The following is a 13,151-nucleotide window of genomic DNA, read 5'->3' on the forward strand; positions in this document are numbered from 1 at the left end:
GGCTTGCCGCGGCAAGCCTTTGAAGGGGGGCATCAAGCATTCTGGCGATGAAGTTTTTCCAGTTTTTTCTTGATCCGGTCACGCTTGAGGGTCGACAGGTAATCGACGAACAACTTGCCGTTGAGGTGGTCACACTCGTGCTGGATGCACACCGCCAGCAGGCCTTCGGCGATCAGTTCGTAAGGTTGACCGTCACGGTCCAGGGCCTTGATCTTGACCTTCTGTGGGCGGTCGACGTTTTCATAGAAGCCCGGCACCGAAAGGCAGCCTTCCTGGTATTGCTCCATCTCGTCGGTCAGGGTTTCGAACTCGGGGTTGATGAACACCCGCGGCTCGCTGCGGTCTTCGGAGAGGTCCATCACGACGATACGCTTGTGCACGTTGACCTGGGTCGCGGCAAGGCCGATGCCTGGCGCCTCATACATTGTTTCAAACATGTCGTCGACCAACTGACGCACTTCGTCGTCCACTACGGCCACCGGTTTGGCGATAGTGCGCAGGCGCGGGTCCGGGAATTCGAGAATGTTCAAAATGGCCATAAGCTTGATAAATGCACGTGTGAGGTAAAGTCGGGTGGCTGGCCTGGCGTGTCTTGGGATGCAGGCTACCGTTGTAAAACGTTGCTCTTGTGAAGAATAGCGCCTCACGGAGCGAGCCACGGGGGCTCTGGCGTTTTACGCGAACGCACATAATAAAGGGATTCACCGCATGAGGAAATCACTACTCGCCCTGCTGCTCCTGGCCTCGGCCGGTATCGCGCACGGGCAAGTGCAACTTCGGGAAGGTTTTCCCCAGCAATACACAGTGGTGACGGGGGACACACTCTGGGACATTTCCGGCAAATTCCTGCGCGAGCCGTGGAAATGGCCGGAGCTCTGGCAGGCCAACCCGCAGATCGAAAACCCCAACCTGATCTATCCCGGCGATACCCTGTCGCTGGTCTACGTCAACGGCCAACCGCGCCTGACCCTCAATCGCGGCGCCTCCCGCGGCACGATCAAGCTGTCGCCGCGCATTCGCAGCTCGCCGGTGGCCGATGCCATCCCGAGCATTCCGCTGCAAGCCATCAACAGTTTTTTGCTAAGCAATCGCATCGTCGACACGCCTGAGGAGTTCAACAAGGCGCCATATATCGTCGCCGGCAATGCCGAACGGGTCCTCAGCGGTATGGGGGATCGGGTCTTTGCCCGTGGCTCGTTCGATGCGGGCCAGTCGGCGTACGGCATCTTCCGCCAGGGCAAGGTCTACACCGATCCAGATACCAAGGAATTTTTGGGCATCAACGCCGACGACATCGGCGGTGGCGAGGTGGTCGCCACCGAAGGCGACGTCACCACCCTGGCCCTGCAACGCACCACCCAGGAAGTACGCCTGGGTGATCGCCTGTTCAGCGGCGAAGAGCGCTCGATCAATTCGACGTTCATGCCCAGCGCGCCGAAATCGGACATCAACGGGTTGATCCTGGACGTGCCCCGGGGCGTGACCCAGATCGGCGCGCTGGACGTGGTCACCCTGAACAAGGGCCGCCGTGACGGACTGACCGAAGGCAATGTGCTGGCGGTGATGAAGACCGGTGAAACCGTACGCGACCGCATCACCGGAGAGCCGGTGAAAATCCCCGATGAGCGCGCTGGCCTGCTGATGGTGTTCCGCACCTACGACAAGCTCAGCTACGGCCTGGTGCTGTACGCCTCGCGCTCGTTGGCAGTGCTCGACAAGGTCCGTAATCCATAACGGGTCTCACAAGTTACCAACAGAGTTATCCACAGCTTGTTCCCGTTTGTACGGGACTTATAACGGTCAAGGATGATCGCATGTCATTACCTGAATCTGCTCCGGTTTCCCCTGCGGAACTGGAGGCCCGGCTACGCCTCCAACGCTTGCCGGAACTGGGACCCAAGCGGTTCATGACCCTGATGGAGGCCTTCGGCTCGGCGTCCAAGGCCATCAGCGCACCGGCCAGCGCCTGGCGCGCATTGGGCTTGCCGCTGGCCTGCGCCGAGGCCCGGCGCAACCCCGATGTGCGTGACGGCGCCGCCCATGCATTGGCCTGGCTAGAGCGTGCGGACCAGCATTTACTGATGTGGGACCAACCCGACTATCCGGCACTGCTGGCACAAATCAGCGACGCGCCGCCGCTGCTGTTCGTCGCCGGCGACACCTCGATCCTGGAAAAACCCCAGTTGGCGATGGTCGGCAGTCGTCGGGCATCGCGGCCGGGCATGGACACCGCGGCAGCGTTTTCCCGCAGCCTGGCCGGGGCCGGTTTTGTCATCACCAGCGGCCTGGCCCTGGGCATTGATGCGGCGGCTCATCAGGCGGCGCTGGATGTGGGCGGGCGCACCGTCGGGGTGCTGGGCACCGGCCTGGAAAATTTTTATCCACAGCGCAATCGTCGGCTGGCGGACGCGATGATTGCCCAAGGCAGCGCGGTATTGTCGGAGTTCCCGTTGGACGCGCCGCCCCATGCCAGCAACTTTCCGCGTCGCAACCGGATCATCAGTGGCTTGTCCCTGGGTGTGCTGGTGGTCGAGGCCAGTGTCGCCAGCGGTTCGCTGATCACCGCCCGACTGGCGGCGGAACAGGGTCGCGAGGTCTACGCCATCCCTGGATCGATCCATCACCCCGGGGCCCGAGGCTGCCATCAGTTGATCCGCGACGGTGCGGCGCTGGTGGAAACCGTCGAGCACATCCTTGAGGCGCTGCGCGGTTGGCAACAGTTACCGCCGGCCTCGGAACCCGTGCCCGTGACCCATCCGCTGCTACGCCTGCTGCATGCCGCGCCGCTGAGCAGCGAAGCGCTGGCCGACGCCAGCGGCTGGGGTTTGCCCAAGGTGCTGGCGGCGCTGACCGAGCTGGAAATGGAAGGACGCGCCACCTGTGACAACGGACGCTGGTTCGCGCGCTAGGTTTTATGAGGAAGATCGGTAAACTGCCCACAGCCTTATTTGCGTTGCGGGAGAATCTTTCATGGTCAACAGTTGGCGTGTGCAACAAGCCGCGCGAGAAATTCGCGCCGGGGCGGTGATTGCCTATCCAACCGAAGCGGTCTGGGGCCTGGGCTGCGACCCTTGGAACGAGGAGGCGGTGGAACGCCTGCTGGCGATCAAGTCGCGGCTGCCCGACAAAGGGCTGATCCTGGTGGCGGACAACATTCACCAGTTCGACTTTCTGTTCGAAGACTTCCCCGAAGCCTGGATGGACCGCATGGCCAGCACCTGGCCGGGGCCCAATACCTGGCTGGTGCCGCACCAGAACCTGTTGCCGGAATGGATCACCGGGGTGCACGACACCGTCGCGCTGCGGGTCAGCGATCATCCCACCGTGCGCGACTTGTGCTCACTGGTGGGGCCGTTGGTGTCCACCTCGGCCAACCCGCAAGGACGCCCGGCGGCGCGCACGCGGATTCGTGTCGAGCAGTATTTTCGCGGGCAGATCGATCTGGTGTTGGGTGGCAACCTGGGTGGGCGCAAGAATCCCAGCGTGATTCGTGACCTGGCGACCGGCAAAGTGGTGCGGCCGGACTGAACCCGAACACACATCCCCTCTTCGACACAGATCCCATGTGGGAGCGAGCCTGCTCGCGAAGGCGCCGGCACATCCAACATTGATGCAAGCTGACCCACCGCTTTCGCGAGCAAGCCCGCTCCCACAAAGGTTTTGTGGTGAACACAGCATTTATGAACACCACAGAATGAATGTGGGAGCGAGCCTGCTCGCGAAGGCGCCGGCACATCCAACATTGACGCAAGCTGACCCACCGCTTTCGCGAGCAAGCCCGCTCCCACAAAGGTTTTGTGGTGAACACCGCATTTATGAACACCACAGAATGAATGTGGGAGCGAGCCTGCTCGCGAAGGCGCCGGCACATCCAACATTGATGCAAGCTGACCCACCGCTTTCGCGAGCAGGCCCGCTCCCACAAAGGTTTTGTGGTGAACACAGCATTTATGAACACCACAGAATGAATGTGGGAGCGAGCCTGCTCGCGAAAGCGGTGGGTCAGTTAGCATTGATGTTGGCTGACATACCGCTATCGCGAGCAGGCTCGCTCCCACAGGTTCTTTAGCAACCTCTGAATCAGGGCAGGAGAATGGTCGACCCGGTCGTGCGCCGTGCCGACAACTCGGTATGAGCCTTGGCCGCTTCCGCCAGTGGATAACGCTGGTTGATGTCCACCGTGATCTTGCCGCTATTGATCATCCCGAACAGCTCATCGGCCATGCGTTGCAGGTTTTCGGCGTTGTTGGCGTAAGTCGCCAGGGTCGGGCGGGTGACGTACAGCGAGCCCTTGGCCGCGAGAATCCCCAGGTTCACGCCGTCCACCGCACCCGAGGCATTGCCGAAGCTCACCACCAGGCCCCGGGGCGATACGCAGTCCAGGGAGGTCAGCCAGGTGTCCTTGCCGACCCCGTCGTACACCACAGGCACCTTCTTGCCGTCAGTCAGTTCCAGCACCCGCTGTGCGACGTTTTCCTTGCTGTAGTCGATGGTTTCCCAGGCGCCATGGGCTTTGGCAATGACGGCTTTTTCCGGCGAGCTGACGGTGCCGATCAGCTTCACGCCCAGGGCCTTGGCCCACTGGCAGGCCAAGGAACCCACGCCACCGGCGGCGGCGTGGAACAGGATGGTTTCGCCACCCTTGAGTTCATAGGTCTGACGCAGCAGGTATTGCACGGTAAGCCCCTTGAGCATCACGCCGGCGGCCTGTTCGAAACTGATGGAGTCGGGCAAATGCACCAGGTTGGCCTCGGGCAACACATGCACATCGCTGTAGGCCCCCAACGGGCCGCTGCCGTACGCCACACGGTCGCCGACCTTGAACCGCGTGACATCTGAACCGACCGCCTCGACCACACCCGCGCCCTCGGCACCCAGGCCCGACGGCAACGTCGGCGGCGGATAAAGACCGCTGCGGTAGTAGGTGTCGATGAAATTCAGGCCGATCGCCTTGTTGCTGACGCGCACCTGCTGCGGGCCCGGCTCGGCTGGCTGGTAGCCGACGTACTCGAGCACTTCGGGACCGCCGTGGGAACTGAACTGGATACGTTTGGCCATCTTCACTTTCTCCTTGTCGCGGGACTTTTAACCAAGCCTTCTATCGGACTCCTAAGCTTGACCGTCGTCAACTGTGGTGTCGGCAAGTGCGGTGGTATCCTGTGCGCCCATTTGCCACCGGCCCGCTATACGCCGCGTAGCGTAGCCCTGAACAAGGTGATGTCATGTCCACTCGCACCGAGGCCGTGAAAGCCTACCTGCTCGACTTGCAAGACCGTATCTGCACCGCCCTGGAAACCGAGGACGGCGGCACTCGCTTCGTCGAAGATGCCTGGACCCGGCCAGCCGGTGGTGGCGGTCGCACGCGGGTGATCGAAAACGGCACGGTGATCGAAAAGGGCGGCGTCAACTTTTCCCACGTCTTCGGCAGTGGCCTGCCACCCTCGGCCAGTGCCCATCGACCGGAACTGGCTGGGCGCGGCTTCGAAGCACTGGGCGTGTCGCTGGTGATCCACCCGCACAACCCCCATGTGCCGACCTCCCACGCCAACGTGCGGTTCTTCATCGCCGAGAAGGAAGGCGAAGAGCCGGTCTGGTGGTTTGGCGGCGGCTTCGACCTGACGCCTTACTACGGCGTGGAAGAAGACTGCGTCCATTGGCACCGTGTCGCCGAGCAGGCCTGCGCGCCGTTCGGCCCCGAGGTATATCCGCGCTACAAGGCCTGGTGCGACAGCTACTTCCACCTCAAGCATCGCAACGAGCCCCGGGGCATTGGCGGCCTGTTTTTCGATGACTTGAACGAGTGGGATTTCGACACCTGCTTCGCCTTCATTCGCGCCATCGGCGACGCCTACATCGAGGCGTACCTGCCGATCGTACGCCGCCGCAAGCACGACCCGTTCACCGCCAAGCAACGGGAATTCCAGGAGTTCCGCCGTGGACGCTACGTGGAATTCAACCTGGTCTACGACCGCGGTACCCTGTTCGGGCTGCAATCGGGCGGGCGTACCGAATCAATCCTCATGTCGCTGCCACCACAAGTGCGCTGGGGCTATGACTGGAAAGCCGAGCCGGGCAGCGAAGAGGCGCGGCTGACCGAGTATTTCCTGCAGGATCGCGATTGGCTGGCGACGGCCTGAACGAGGATTATCCATGGACCGCTACGTTGTAATGGGTAACCCGATCGGCCACAGCAAGTCGCCGTTGATCCATCGCCTGTTCGCCGAACAAACCGGGCAAGCACTGGACTACGGCACTCTGCTGGCGCCCCTGGAGGATTTCGCCGGCTGCGCGCGGGAATTTTTCCGCGAGGGCCGTGGGGCGAACGTCACGGTGCCATTCAAGGAAGACGCTTTCCGCCTGGCCGACAGCCTGACCGAGCGGGCCCAGCGGGCCGGAGCGGTCAATACGTTGAGCAAACTGGCTGACGGCCGCCTGCTGGGGGACAACACCGACGGCGCCGGGCTGGTCCGGGACCTGACTGTCAACGCCGGCTTCAACCTCAAGGGCAAGCGCATCCTGTTGCTGGGCGCCGGCGGTGCGGTGCGTGGCGCCCTGGAACCGCTGCTGGCCGAAGCGCCGGCCTCGGTGATCATCGCCAATCGCACCGTGGAGAAGGCCGAATTACTGGCCGAATTGTTCGCCGACCTGGGCCCGGTCTCGGCCAGTGGTTTCGACTGGCTGCAAGAACCGGTGGACCTGATCATCAATGCCACCTCCGCAAGCCTGTCGGGGGACGTGCCGCCGATTGCCACAAGCTTGATCGAGCCGGGCAAGACGGTTTGCTACGACATGATGTATGGCAAGGAACCGACCTCATTCTGCCGTTGGGCCAGCGAACACGGTGCGGCGGTGGCGATGGATGGCCTGGGCATGTTGGCCGAACAGGCCGGCGAAGCCTTCTACCTGTGGCGTGGCGTACGCCCTGACACCGCGCCGGTGCTGGCCGAACTGCGCCGCCAGTTGGCACTCTAGGCTTTAGGCTATTGTGGCGAGGGGATTTATCCCCGCTGGGGCGCGAAGCGGCCCCGTTTTTTGGAACTGCTTCGCAGTCCAACGGGGATAAATCCCCTCGCCACAGGTGTGTGAGCCCACAAGGCGGTGAGCCTTAAGCTCTCTGCAACTTCTTCAATCCTCAAAGTGAATCGGGCACTTCTGCGCGCCCTCCAACTTCAGCAACTCCTCCACCACCTGGGGACGGGCCATGCGCAAGGTCAGGCTACGCCCTTGGCTAAGCAGGCGCCGGGCTTCCTGATGGAGCATTTCCACCCCGGAGTAATCGATGAAGTTGATCTGCTGGGCATCGATGACCACCCGCTGCGCCTGCAACCGTTGCAAGCGCGCTTGCAGGTAATGGCTGGCCCCGAAAAAGATCGAGCCGCCGACCCGCAGGATCTCCGCTTCCCCTTCGCGAAAATGCTGCACTCGCGGCTGCGAGGTGCGCTTGAGGTAAAAGAACAGCGAGGCCAACACACCGGCATAGATGGCGGTTTGCAGCTCCAGCAGCAACGTGGCCAGGCAGGTCAGGCTCATCACCACGAATTCGGCCCGGCTCACCCGGTATAACGCGCGGATGCCGCGATGATCCACCAGCCCCCAGGCGATCAACAGAATGCTGCCGGCCATGGCTGGAATCGGGATATGCGCGATCAGGTTCGCCCCGGCGACCGCGAACAACGCCACCCACAAGGCAGAGAACACCCCGGCCAGGGGCGAGCAGGCGCCCGCGTCATAGCTGAGGCCGGAACGGGTAAAGGAACCGGCCGACAACGATCCGGAGAAAAATCCTCCAACGATGTTGGAAAGCCCCTGCGCCCTCACCTCCTGATTCGCATCGAGCAATTGCCCGGAGCGTACCGATAACGAGCGAGCAATGGACAGACTGGTGACCAACCCGAGCATGCCCACTGCGACGGCGCCGGGCAGCAGGCGCAGGATCAGCTCCAGGTCCAGCGGCAGCGGCGTGAACGGTGGCAAGCGCCCGGCAAAGGCACTGACCAATGCCACATGCCCGAACATCGCCGGCCACAACCAGACCACCAGGCTGCTGATCACCAAGGTTATCAACAGGCTCGGCCAACGCGGCAGCAAGCGCTTGAGCACCACTCCCAGCACCAAAGTGCCTATTCCCAGCAGCAACGACGGCTTATCCACAGCCTGGATGTGGCTGAGCAACATCAGCAAACCTTTCAACGCCGTCGCTTCGTTCGGCAGGTCGAGGCCCAACAGGTTCGGCAACTGCCCCAGCGCAATCACCACCGCCGCCCCGAGGGTGAACCCCAGCACCACCGAGTGCGAGACGAAATTCACCAGCGCGCCGAACCGCAACAGCCCCAGCAGCCACTGGAAGATACCGGCCAACACCGTCAGCAACAGGATCAAGGTCACGTAGTCATCAGTGGCGGGCACGGCCAGAGGGCTGACGCTGGCATACAGGACGATGGAAATCGCCGCCGTCGGGCCGCAGATCAGGTGCCAGGACGAGCCCCACAGGCAAGCGATCAGCACCGGGACAATCGCCGCGTACAAGCCGTATTCAGGTGGTAAACCGGCAATCAGGGCGTAGGCAATGGACTGCGGCAACGCGAGAATCGCACCGCTCAGGCCGACGATCAGGTCGCGACCGACACTGGCGCGGGTCTGTCGGGGCAGCCAGCTCAGGAAGGGAAAGAGTGAATGGCGGGTGGGGATTGCCATGGGGCCTCAAGGATGGGGTTTAGGGCAAGGGTATCAGGACAACGCGCCGCTCTCCCTGTGGTGAGGGCGTTTTATCTGTGGCGAGGGGATTTATCCCCGCTGGGTTGCGAAGCAACCCCAGACAGTTGAACACCATTGTCCTGACACACCGAGGCGACACATTAGGGTTGCTCCGCAACCCAACGGGGATAAATCCCCTCGCCACAACGGGTTGTGCTCGATGCTCCGCGTTAACCCTGGAATGTACGCGGAGCATACCGATCGTCAGAGCTTGGCCTTCACCGCCGCTAACGCATCCTTGCCGTCCACCGTCTTCACGCCGTCCAGCCACTTATCCAGCACCGCCGGATTCGCCTTGATCCAGGCCTTGGCCGCGTCGGCGTTGCTGACTTTGTTGTTCACCACCTCGGCCATGATGCTGTTTTCCATTTCCTGGGTGAAGCTCAGGTTGGTCAACAGCTTGCCAACGTTCGGGCAGGCCTGTGCATAACCCTTGCGGGTCAAGGTATAGACGCTACCGGTGTCGCCGAAGTACTTCTCGCCACCCTTGAGGTAGTGCATTTTCAGTTGCACGTTCATCGGGTGCGGGGTCCAACCGAGGAAGGTCACGAACTTCTGTTTCTTCACAGCCCGGGAGACTTCCGCCAGCATCGCCTGTTCGCTGGATTCCACCAGTTTCCATTCGCCCATGCCGAAGTCATTGGTCTTGATGATTTCTTTCAGGGAAAGGTTGGCCGGGGCGCCAGAACCGATGCCGTAGATCTTCTTGTCGAACTTGTCGGCAAATTTGTTCAAGTCGGCAAAGTTATGCACACCCGCGTCCCAGACATAGTCCGGTACCGCCAGGGTGAATTCCGTACCGTCCAGGTTCTTGGCCAGTTGCGTGACATCGCCATTGGCCACGAACTTGTCGTAGAAGCCCTGCTGCGCAGGCATCCAGTTACCCAGGAACACATCCACCTGGCCATCCTTGAGGCCACCGAAGGTGATCGGCACCGCGAGGGTGTCGACCTTGGCCTTGTAGCCCATCCCGTCCAGCAGGAAACCGGTGATGGCATTGGTGGCGGCGATGTCACTCCAGCCCGGGTCGGCCATTTTCACGGTTTCGCAGCTCTGCTCGGCCCACGCCGAAACACTGCTCAACGCCAACAGCCCGGCGGTCAGTACTGTGGATAACTTTTGCATGTGTTTGCCCCTTACGTTATTGGTTTTGGCAGGGTTGTGGATAACGGGCCTTGCGCTCCAGATCGTCGAGGTCGATGTGGTTACGCATGTACTGCTGGCTGGCGTCCACCAGCGGCTGGTGGTCCCAGCTCTTGAGTTTGCCCAGGGTCAGCGCCTGGGCGACAAAACGGCGGCGTCGCTGGCTGGCGAGCACCTGTTGGTGAATCGTCGGAATGTCCCATTTGGCGCGCGCTTCGGCGAGAAAATCGGCGAACAGGGATTGATGCTCAGGGGATTGGCTGAGATTTTCCAGTTCCTTCGGATCGTTGCGCACGTCGAACAGCAGGCATGGGTCATCTTCGCTGTAGATGAATTTCCACGGGCCGCGACGGATCATCATCAATGGGCTGATGGTGCCTTCGGCCATGTATTCACCGAAGACTTCGTCATGCCCGCCCTGCCCTTGCAGATGCGGCACCAGTGAGCGGCCATCCAGCGGCAGCCCTGGTTCCAGCGTGCCGCCGGCCAGCTCCACCAGGGTCGGCAGCAAGTCGGCGGTGGACACGGCTGCACTCACCCGGCCGCTGGCGAACTGCCCCGGCGCACTGATCAGCAATGGCACGCGGGCAGCCATTTCGAACCAGTGCATTTTGTACCAGAGGCCCTTTTCGCCGAGCATGTCCCCATGATCGCCGGAGAACACGATGATGGTGTCGTCCAGCAAACCGGTGTCTTCCAGGGTCTGCAGCAGCTTGCCGATGTTGCTGTCGATGTAGCTGCAGGCGCCGAAGTAGGCACGGCGGGCATCACGAATCTTATCCACAGGCAGTGGCTTGTCCCACAGGTCATAAACCTTCAGCAGCCGCTGGGAATGTGGATCGAGCTCCGTTTGCGCCGGGGTCTGCGGCAACGGGATGTCGTTGTCGTCATACAAATCCCAGAACGCCTTGGGAATCGTGTACGGGTCGTGTGGGTGGGTCATCGATACGGTGAGGCAGAACGGCTGGTCACCGTCCTCGCGGATGTGGTCGAACAGGTACTGCTGGGCCCTGAACACCACTTCTTCATCGAAATCCAGCTGGTTGGTGCGCACGCATGGCCCGGCCTGCAATACCGACGACATGTTGTGGTACCAACTCGGCCGCACGTCCGGCTCGTCCCAGTTCACCGCCCAGCCGTAGTCGGCCGGGTAAATGTCACTGGTCAGGCGCTCTTCGTAGCCGTGCAACTGGTCCGGCCCGCAAAAGTGCATCTTGCCGGACAGCGCCGTACGGTAGCCGAGGCGCCGCAGATAATGGGCATAAGTCGGCACATCCGCCGGAAAATCCGCCGCGTTGTCGTACGCACCGATCTTGCTCGGCAACTGGCCGCTCACCAGGGTAAAGCGGGACGGCGCGCAGAGCGGGCTGTTGCAATAGGCGGCGTCGAATACCACGCCCTCAGAGGCGAGGCGCGTCAGGTTCGGCAGCTTGATCGGCGAAGGACCGTAGATCGGCAACATTGGCGCGGCCATTTGATCGGCCATGATGAAAAGAATGTTCTTGCGCTTCATGTATTCGCGGCATTCCATAGTAGGCAGTTATGCGAAATTGCTGCGATTGAGCATGTAGCCCCCGGGTTTTGGGGTAAAGCCCATACAGGATAATGACTAGGATAAGCACAGCTTATGTATGACGCCTTGGGTGACCTGTCTCTGGAACTGTTCCGCGCCTTTGAAGCCGCAGCGCGCCAACAAAGCTTCACGGCGGCGGCGATTGAGCTGGGCACCACGCAACCGGCCATCAGCCAGCAGATCAAGCGCCTGGAAGAGCAGCTGGGTACACGGTTGTTCGACCGCATCTACCGCGGCATCGAACTGACCGAGGCCGGGACGATCCTGTTCGAGCAGGTACAGGCCGGTTTGCAGAGCATCGATGCCGGGTTGAGCGCGATCACCGCCCAGCATCAGCATGAGGTGCTGCAAGTCGCCACGGACTTCGCCTTCGCCGCCTATTGGCTGATGCCACGCCTGCATCGCTTTCACGCGGCCAACCCGCAGGTGGACGTCAGCCTGGTGACCAGCGAGCGCAACCACAACATGCTCCGGACCGATATCGACGTTGCCGTGCTGTTCGGCGACGGTCGCTTCAAACAAGGCGAAAGTCGCTGGCTGTTCAGCGAAGAAGTCTTTCCCGTGTGTAGCCCGCTGTTGCTCAAGGAACGCCCCCTGCCCTTGCCCGCCCAGGCCTTGGCGGAATTTCCGTTGCTGCACCTGCGCGCGGGCAACAGCAGTAGCTGGTTCGATTGGAGTGGCGTATTTCGCGAGCTGGGCATCACGTCACCGCCGGCGCCAGGGCAGTTGCGCTTCGATAACTACACATTGCTGATCCAGGCGGCGATTGGCGGCCAGGGCGTGGCCATCGGCTGGCGTCACCTTGTGGATAACTTATTGGCGCAGGGGCTGCTGTGTCGTCCGATCGCTGAAACGGTGCTGTCGCGGCTGGGGTATTACGTGGTCTTGCCCCAGCGTAAACGGCGCGGCGTATTAATCAGGCAATTCGTGGATTGGCTGATGGAAGAACAGGCCAACAGTGCCGAGTCGCTGACGGGCTTGCCGCTGCCTTCCATTGCCGTTTAACGCGCCTACACGGCCTCGACAAAGCTGACGTGCTCGCCCACATGCAAGTTCAGATGCAGCTCATCGGCGATGCCGACCGCCACCCGGTTGAGCCGCTCCAGGGATTCGGCCATTCCAGGTTCCAGGCTCGTACTGACTTGGCTGAAATGTTCGATGCCCAAGCCTGGCGCGGCGTAAGGCGCATTGATCAAGGTCCACTGCAAGGTGCTGTTCTTCAGCGCATCGAGTACTTCTTCGGCGGCGTGGCGCTGCAAATCGTCATCCGTCGGCTCTTCGTCGAGCACGGCGAAGTCACCCACCAGGAACAGCCGTGGAATATTCACCGCCTGCATGCCGGCAATCAGTGAATCCACGGCCAATACTTGCTCTACGGGGCCGGGAATCAATGTGCGCTCCACTTGTTCGCTGTTCATCGGCAACCCTGGCGCGTTCAACAGACACACCACGGCACTGGCGCCGGCCACACTTTGCTTGACCCGCTTCGGATCGAAAAGATCACCGGTCTTGGCCCGCAGGCCCGGGCGTGGAGCCAGGGCGGTGAGATCGTCGAGAATGGCGATGACTTCGTGCTGGCGTCGTAGCATTTCAGCCATCAACGCACTGCCGAGGCTGCTCATGGCACCATAGAGCACCACTTTGATGACCGGGGTTTCGGCGTTTTTCATGGCTGTTTTTC

General features: G+C 61.6%; 12 protein-coding genes. 6 read left to right on the forward strand and 6 right to left on the reverse strand.

The annotated features are described in order from the left end of the window. Positions 1–32: 32 nt before the first annotated feature. Positions 33–539, reverse strand: a complete 507-nt coding sequence (gene def / locus AC30D9_RS07275; protein WP_042731214.1) for a peptide deformylase — start codon at positions 537–539, stop codon at positions 33–35. Positions 540–708: 169 nt separating this feature from the next. Between def and AC30D9_RS07280 the strand changes: the two genes are divergently transcribed. The 3 genes from AC30D9_RS07280 (at position 709) to tsaC (ending at position 3,528) form a co-directional block, all read left to right on the forward strand. Further along, on the forward strand, positions 709–1,734 hold the full coding sequence (locus AC30D9_RS07280; protein WP_490143789.1) for a LysM peptidoglycan-binding domain-containing protein: 1,026 nt from the start codon (positions 709–711) through the stop codon (positions 1,732–1,734). 80 nt (positions 1,735–1,814) lie between these two features. Next, positions 1,815–2,909, forward strand: a complete 1,095-nt coding sequence (gene dprA, locus AC30D9_RS07285; protein WP_490143790.1) for a DNA-processing protein DprA — start codon at positions 1,815–1,817, stop codon at positions 2,907–2,909. Between the two features lie 61 nt (positions 2,910–2,970). Further along, a complete protein-coding gene (tsaC, locus tag AC30D9_RS07290; RefSeq protein WP_134922222.1) occupies positions 2,971–3,528 on the forward strand; it encodes an L-threonylcarbamoyladenylate synthase type 1 TsaC in 558 nt (185 codons plus the stop codon). 552 nt (positions 3,529–4,080) lie between these two features. Here the strand turns inward: tsaC and AC30D9_RS07295 are convergent. Continuing rightward, positions 4,081–5,058 carry an NADPH:quinone reductase gene (locus AC30D9_RS07295; protein ID WP_490143791.1) on the reverse strand — a complete coding sequence of 326 codons (978 nt, stop codon included), beginning with the start codon at positions 5,056–5,058 and terminating at the stop codon, positions 4,081–4,083. A 164-nt stretch (positions 5,059–5,222) separates the two neighbouring features. Here AC30D9_RS07295 and hemF point away from each other — a divergent pair, with 164 nt between their 5' ends. Together hemF and aroE are read left to right on the forward strand one after the other, a co-directional pair. Continuing rightward, a complete protein-coding gene (gene hemF / locus AC30D9_RS07300; protein WP_134922219.1) occupies positions 5,223–6,137 on the forward strand; it encodes an oxygen-dependent coproporphyrinogen oxidase in 915 nt (304 codons plus the stop codon). A 13-nt stretch (positions 6,138–6,150) separates the two neighbouring features. Further along, on the forward strand, positions 6,151–6,972 hold the full coding sequence (gene aroE, locus AC30D9_RS07305) for a shikimate dehydrogenase (protein ID WP_134922218.1): 822 nt from the start codon (positions 6,151–6,153) through the stop codon (positions 6,970–6,972). Between the two features lie 153 nt (positions 6,973–7,125). Here the strand turns inward: aroE and AC30D9_RS07310 are convergent, their stop codons facing one another. The 3 genes from AC30D9_RS07310 to betC form a co-directional block, all read right to left on the reverse strand. Beyond that, positions 7,126–8,694 (reverse strand): SulP family inorganic anion transporter, encoded by a 1,569-nt coding sequence (locus tag AC30D9_RS07310; RefSeq protein ID WP_490143792.1) that lies wholly within the window; start codon positions 8,692–8,694, stop codon positions 7,126–7,128. A 264-nt stretch (positions 8,695–8,958) separates the two neighbouring features. Further along, the gene (choX, locus tag AC30D9_RS07315; protein ID WP_307573053.1) at positions 8,959–9,879 is read right to left on the reverse strand and encodes a choline ABC transporter substrate-binding protein; all 921 of its coding nucleotides are present in this window, start codon (positions 9,877–9,879) and stop codon (positions 8,959–8,961) included. A 16-nt stretch (positions 9,880–9,895) separates the two neighbouring features. Beyond that, the gene (betC, locus tag AC30D9_RS07320; RefSeq protein WP_490143793.1) at positions 9,896–11,410 is read right to left on the reverse strand and encodes a choline-sulfatase; all 1,515 of its coding nucleotides are present in this window, start codon (positions 11,408–11,410) and stop codon (positions 9,896–9,898) included. 114 nt (positions 11,411–11,524) lie between these two features. Between betC and AC30D9_RS07325 the strand changes: the two genes are divergently transcribed. Next, positions 11,525–12,475 (forward strand): choline sulfate utilization transcriptional regulator, encoded by a 951-nt coding sequence (locus AC30D9_RS07325; RefSeq protein WP_134922214.1) that lies wholly within the window; start codon positions 11,525–11,527, stop codon positions 12,473–12,475. A gap of 5 nt (positions 12,476–12,480) precedes the next feature. On the opposite strand, the gene AC30D9_RS07330 is transcribed toward AC30D9_RS07325, so the two are convergent. Beyond that, complete coding sequence (locus tag AC30D9_RS07330; RefSeq protein ID WP_490143794.1) at positions 12,481–13,140, reverse strand: NAD(P)-dependent oxidoreductase; 660 nt, start codon at positions 13,138–13,140, stop codon at positions 12,481–12,483. Positions 13,141–13,151 lie beyond the last annotated feature (11 nt).

Source organism: Pseudomonas sp. DF11 (genome assembly GCF_058148565.1).

What these genes read in the sequence shown, in the direction of transcription:
- dprA (WP_490143790.1), top strand. Translation starts at nt 1,815, where the DNA reads ATGTCATTACCTGAATCTGCTCCGGTTTCCCCTGCGGAACTGGAGGCC.
- AC30D9_RS07325 (WP_134922214.1), top strand. Translation starts at nt 11,525, where the DNA reads ATGTATGACGCCTTGGGTGACCTGTCTCTGGAACTGTTCCGCGCCTTT.
- def (WP_042731214.1), bottom strand. Translation starts at nt 539, where the DNA reads ATGGCCATTTTGAACATTCTCGAATTCCCGGACCCGCGCCTGCGCACT.
- tsaC (WP_134922222.1), top strand. Translation starts at nt 2,971, where the DNA reads ATGGTCAACAGTTGGCGTGTGCAACAAGCCGCGCGAGAAATTCGCGCC.
- AC30D9_RS07295 (WP_490143791.1), bottom strand. Translation starts at nt 5,058, where the DNA reads ATGGCCAAACGTATCCAGTTCAGTTCCCACGGCGGTCCCGAAGTGCTC.
- AC30D9_RS07310 (WP_490143792.1), bottom strand. Translation starts at nt 8,694, where the DNA reads ATGGCAATCCCCACCCGCCATTCACTCTTTCCCTTCCTGAGCTGGCTG.
- AC30D9_RS07330 (WP_490143794.1), bottom strand. Translation starts at nt 13,140, where the DNA reads ATGAAAAACGCCGAAACCCCGGTCATCAAAGTGGTGCTCTATGGTGCC.
- choX (WP_307573053.1), bottom strand. Translation starts at nt 9,879, where the DNA reads ATGCAAAAGTTATCCACAGTACTGACCGCCGGGCTGTTGGCGTTGAGC.
- aroE (WP_134922218.1), top strand. Translation starts at nt 6,151, where the DNA reads ATGGACCGCTACGTTGTAATGGGTAACCCGATCGGCCACAGCAAGTCG.
- AC30D9_RS07280 (WP_490143789.1), top strand. Translation starts at nt 709, where the DNA reads ATGAGGAAATCACTACTCGCCCTGCTGCTCCTGGCCTCGGCCGGTATC.
- betC (WP_490143793.1), bottom strand. Translation starts at nt 11,410, where the DNA reads ATGAAGCGCAAGAACATTCTTTTCATCATGGCCGATCAAATGGCCGCG.
- hemF (WP_134922219.1), top strand. Translation starts at nt 5,223, where the DNA reads ATGTCCACTCGCACCGAGGCCGTGAAAGCCTACCTGCTCGACTTGCAA.